At 55.7% G+C, this 4068-nt stretch carries 5 protein-coding genes and 1 pseudogene; all 6 read right to left on the bottom strand.

Annotation, left to right across the window (positions count from 1 at the left end; genetic code table 11):
- On the bottom strand, positions 1–258 hold a 258-nt coding region (locus AZ66_RS27590), incomplete at its 3' end, for an EthD family reductase (protein ID WP_044357832.1).
- A gap of 56 nt (positions 259–314) precedes the next feature.
- The gene (locus AZ66_RS27585) at positions 315–1775 is read right to left on the bottom strand and encodes an NAD-dependent succinate-semialdehyde dehydrogenase (protein ID WP_082061765.1); all 1461 of its coding nucleotides are present in this window, start codon (positions 1773–1775) and stop codon (positions 315–317) included.
- A gap of 179 nt (positions 1776–1954) precedes the next feature.
- A pseudogene (gene paaD / locus AZ66_RS27580) lies at positions 1955–2456 on the bottom strand (1,2-phenylacetyl-CoA epoxidase subunit PaaD).
- 15 nt (positions 2457–2471) lie between these two features.
- Positions 2472–3305 (bottom strand): 1,2-phenylacetyl-CoA epoxidase subunit PaaC, encoded by an 834-nt coding sequence (gene paaC, locus AZ66_RS27575; RefSeq protein ID WP_044357831.1) that lies wholly within the window; start codon positions 3303–3305, stop codon positions 2472–2474.
- 1 nt (position 3306) lies between these two features.
- Positions 3307–3651 carry a 1,2-phenylacetyl-CoA epoxidase subunit PaaB gene (gene paaB / locus AZ66_RS27570; RefSeq protein ID WP_044357830.1) on the bottom strand — a complete coding sequence of 115 codons (345 nt, stop codon included), beginning with the start codon at positions 3649–3651 and terminating at the stop codon, positions 3307–3309.
- Positions 3648–4068 (bottom strand): Phenylacetic acid catabolic protein (locus AZ66_RS27565; protein ID WP_044357829.1); only part of this gene is annotated, 421 nt, incomplete at its 5' end. The genes AZ66_RS27565 and paaB, both read right to left, overlap by 4 nt.

Raw genomic sequence — 4068 nt, 5'->3', positions numbered from 1 at the left:
AAATCCCATCAAATCCTTGCCGGACGCCTTGCCCTCAGCGGATGACATGGCTGCCTTCAAGGCCTCTTTCGATTCAAAATACATCTCGCAAATCAGGTGCAGATCGCTCTCCCCCATTGGCGTTCCATAAATCGTTCCCACTTCCATCTTCACGAGTCCAGGCATTTTTGCTGCCAATGGAGAATGGGTATTGAAATAATGCTCGTTGAACGCCTCGACATCCTCAGGCTTGCGGTAGATCGCGATTAATTTGACCATGAATAAATCCTCCCTTATCTCTCAATATTCATTCATTACATCTATCAAAACGATGATTACAACCCGAACGAGACAAATTTCGTTTCCAAAAATGCATCCATTCCGTAGCGTCCGCCCTCCAGGCCAAGTCCGCTTTCCTTCCAGCCTCCGAATGGCGCCTGAGTCTGTGTTGGTGAACCATCATTAATACCTACGATGCCGTATTCCAGCGCCTCTGCTAGACGGAAAGTGCGGCTGCTGTCGCGCGTATATGCATAGGCAGCTAAGCCATATGATGTGTCGTTCGCCATTTGGATAACGTCCGTTTCATCCGTGAAGGTCATCATCGGCACAATTGGGCCGAATGTTTCCTCGGCAGTAATCTCCATTTCCTTAGTTACGCCCGTAATGACGGTCGGCTCGCAATAGAAGCCTTTGCCATATTCACCCTCCATCAAGCGCTTGCCGCCGAAAACAATTTTCCCGCCTTTGTCCTGTGCATCCTGAATATGGCGCAGCACTTTATCAAGCGCCCGTTGGTTAACGAGCGGGCCTATTTCTGTTTCTTTGCTGCGTCCGTCGCCGACCTTCGCCTTGCTCAGCCGCTCGATCAGCTTGGCGCTGAATTCCTCCGCCACAGACTCGTGCACATACAGGCGGTTCGTACAGATGCACATTTGCCCCGAATTGCGGAACTTGCTCTCGAACAGCCCTGCAACCGCCGCGTCCAAGTCTGCATCCTCGAACACAATAAACGGCGCATGACCGCCCAATTCCAGACTGACCCGCTTCACGTGCTTGGCCGCCCCTTCCATCAACAGCTTGCCGACGCGCGTCGAGCCGGTGAAGGCAATTTTGCGAACCTTTGGATTGTCGAGCAGTTCCTGGCCCACCGTCTCCGGCTGGCCGATGACCAGATTAGCGACTCCGGCTGGGAACCCGGCTTGTGCAATCAGCTCGAATAACTTAATTGCGCTTAGCGGCGTGCTCTCGGCTGGCTTCAAAACGACCGTGCACCCTGCGGCGAGTGCGGGCGCAATCTTCCGCGCGACCATATTAACCGGGAAATTCCATGGTGTGATCGCTCCGACGACGCCGACCGGGTGGCGGCTAACCATAATCCGCTTGTTCGGCACAGAGGATGGAACCGTCTCGCCATACACCCGCTTCGCTTCCTCCGCATACCACATGAAGTTGTCGGCAGCTCCCAGCACCTCGCCCTTGGCCTCCCGCAGCGGCTTGCCCATCTCGGCCGAGATGATGCTCGCCAATTCATCACGATGGTTGCGCACCAATTCATATAATTGGTACAAATATTTTGAGCGCTCACGGGCAGTCAAGCGGGACCAGCTTGGAAATGCCAGATGGGCCGCATCGATGGCCGCTCTGGCGTCCAAATGGTCACCGTAGCTTACCGTCCCTACCTCGTCACCGGTTGCTGGATTAACAACGCGGAGCGTACCGCCGCCTTGCGCTTGCGTCCATTCTCCATTGATGAACATCGACTTCAATTCTACAGTTTGCATGCTTTTTTCCATCGTTATCGGATACCCTCCCTATGCCTCTGCAGCTTATTCCGCTCCAAAGGCCGCGCAAATGTGCGCAATCGTTTTTGTTGTCTTTCATGTCGCTGACAGTCAAATGACCTGTCAAATCTTAATCAGCCCTTACAGAGCATTGAAGCGCCATACAAAGAACACACCATGCAGCAAACGACTTACAACACTTTCAAAGCTTCGAACGGATTTTTTACAGTGCCTGCAGTATAAAATGCTGCGGCAAGCCGCCGGACCGAACATATTGTCCATGCGAGTGTACGGAGAATCGCAGTAGGGGCACCGCACCTTCCAATCCTCGCCCGGCGTACAACCGCGCGGCGGTGCAACAATGCCGAAAGAACGCAGCTTCTCCCGGCCTTCGTCGCTAATCCGATCCGAGATCCAGGCTGGCTCCCGCAGGAAGTGGACGATCGCCTCGCGCACTTCCTCGATGGAAAGCAGCTTCTCCTGAATTTCGCTCCTCATCAATTCCAAAGCAGGACAGCCAATGAAGGTCGGCAGGACCTCCACCTCAACCACGCTCTCGTCTACAACTACCCTGTGAATCATCCCCATCTCGATCATGCTGATGACGGGGATTTCTGGATCCTTGACCTCCTGCAGCAGTCCCCAAATTCGTTCCTCAAGCCCCGTTGGCATCTGCCGCATAATCTGCGTCACGATGAACCGCCTCCTTTACCAGCTGGCCGCCGGGTCAATCCGGTACACCTCCGACAAGATGGCGACGACTTGCGTCAAATCGTCGGTATGCTGCCCGTCGCGTCCAGTCCTGACAGGAATAACCCAGTCTCCTGGCCATGCGAGCCCACTCGCTTCAAACAAGCTCTGCGCCGATGTCTCCCAGCGCCGTGCCAATTCATCGCCACCTATGCTCAGACCGAAGCGTACGATCGCCTCCTCCTCGCTGCCTAGCGGGAACAGACTTCCAATATCGCTCCACGCCTGGGCTACGGCCGCAATCAATCGGGAACGCGCCTCGTTCGTGCCGCCTGCCAGCCGCATGAACCAGGAGCGCCAATACCGGCTGTGATACTGATGCTCGCGCAGCATTTTACTGGCCTCCTGCTTCAGGGGCACATACGAAGAATGAGTCAACACTTCCAGCCGGATTTCCTTGAATATGCCGTATAGGCTGCAGCGGGCAATCGCGAACGCCCAGTCGTAATGCGGCTCATTCGCATACTCGCCCGGGCCGTTCGGTCGCTCAAGCAGTATGGCATTGCGGAACGCCTCCGGGCGGCGCAAATGCGCCAGGTCATCCGCCTTGCCAGCTCCCAACTCCTCCAGCATCTCGTACAGCATCGCCGCATGCCCCATCATGTCCTGCGCCATCGAGGAGAAAGCGACATCTTCTTCGATGTGAGGGGCCAGCCCAAGCCATTCCGATCCCCGGTATGCCAAAATATAGTCATCGTCTGCAATCTGCAGCAAAAGCTCCCGCAGCGCCCGAGTATAATCCGGGCGGCGCTTGGCCTCTTCCGCCGCCACTACTTCGATATGCTCCGACATTTCACCCCTCCTTCTGTGCTGCGATATCCACCCTGCTCTCATACTCTTCCTTGTGGCGCCGCCACCTCGATTGGATGTCGCCATATCCCTTTGTTTCGCGATAGCTTTTGTTGTCCAGTCGTTCGAGGCTCTCGCGTTCCTCCGGTGTCAGTCCGTGAATATCATTGCGGTTCACAACCCAGATATTGATGCAGGGCTCGCGGCGCATGAAGTTCTCCCGCGCCATCAGGAGCGCGGCTTCCGGGTTAGGCGCCAACAAGCTGAACTGGTGCACGAAGCCGGCAGACGGGCTCTTTTGGCTGAATACCTCATAGACGGCAAATTTCTCTTTCCGTTCGCTGCTCATATCGCCCCTCCTCCAGCCGCATAGGATGTACGGGGCGGAGGAGCCACCATCGCTTCCCGCACCCATTCCGCCTCTTCGTAGGACATTTTCCGCAGCCGCAGCCGCTGTGCCGAGCAAGGTCCGTTTCCACGCACAATTTGTACAAAGAGATCCCAATCGGGCTGCTGGTAATGCCAGACGCCCTCCGCTTCGTCGTAACGAATCGTGTCGTCCGGAAGCGTCAAGCCCAAATGATAAATCCGATTCACATATTTATGGAAAAAGGCCTGCCGCAGCTCCTCGTTCGTCTGCGTGCGAATCTTGTAACGTATGTTCATCTGCTGGTTACTGGACACGGTTCCGCCTTCTGGCGGGCCAAAGAACATCAGCAAGGAAGGCCACCAGCGGTTTACGGCCTCCTGCAGCATGCGGCGCTGC

Source organism: Paenibacillus sp. E194 (assembly GCF_000935845.1).
Lineage (GTDB): Bacteria > Bacillota > Bacilli > Paenibacillales > Paenibacillaceae > Paenibacillus_B > Paenibacillus_B alvei_B.
The sequence above is the reverse complement of the archived record's forward strand: the minus strand, read 5'-3'. Positions and strand labels throughout refer to the sequence as shown.

Excerpts from the sequence above, each read along its gene's own strand:
- paaC (WP_044357831.1), bottom strand. The coding sequence starts at position 3,305 with ATGTCGGAGCATATCGAAGTAGTGGCGGCGGAAGAGGCCAAGCGCCGC.
- paaB (WP_044357830.1), bottom strand. The coding sequence starts at position 3,651 with ATGAGCAGCGAACGGAAAGAGAAATTTGCCGTCTATGAGGTATTCAGC.
- AZ66_RS27585 (WP_082061765.1), bottom strand. The coding sequence starts at position 1,775 with ATGGAAAAAAGCATGCAAACTGTAGAATTGAAGTCGATGTTCATCAAT.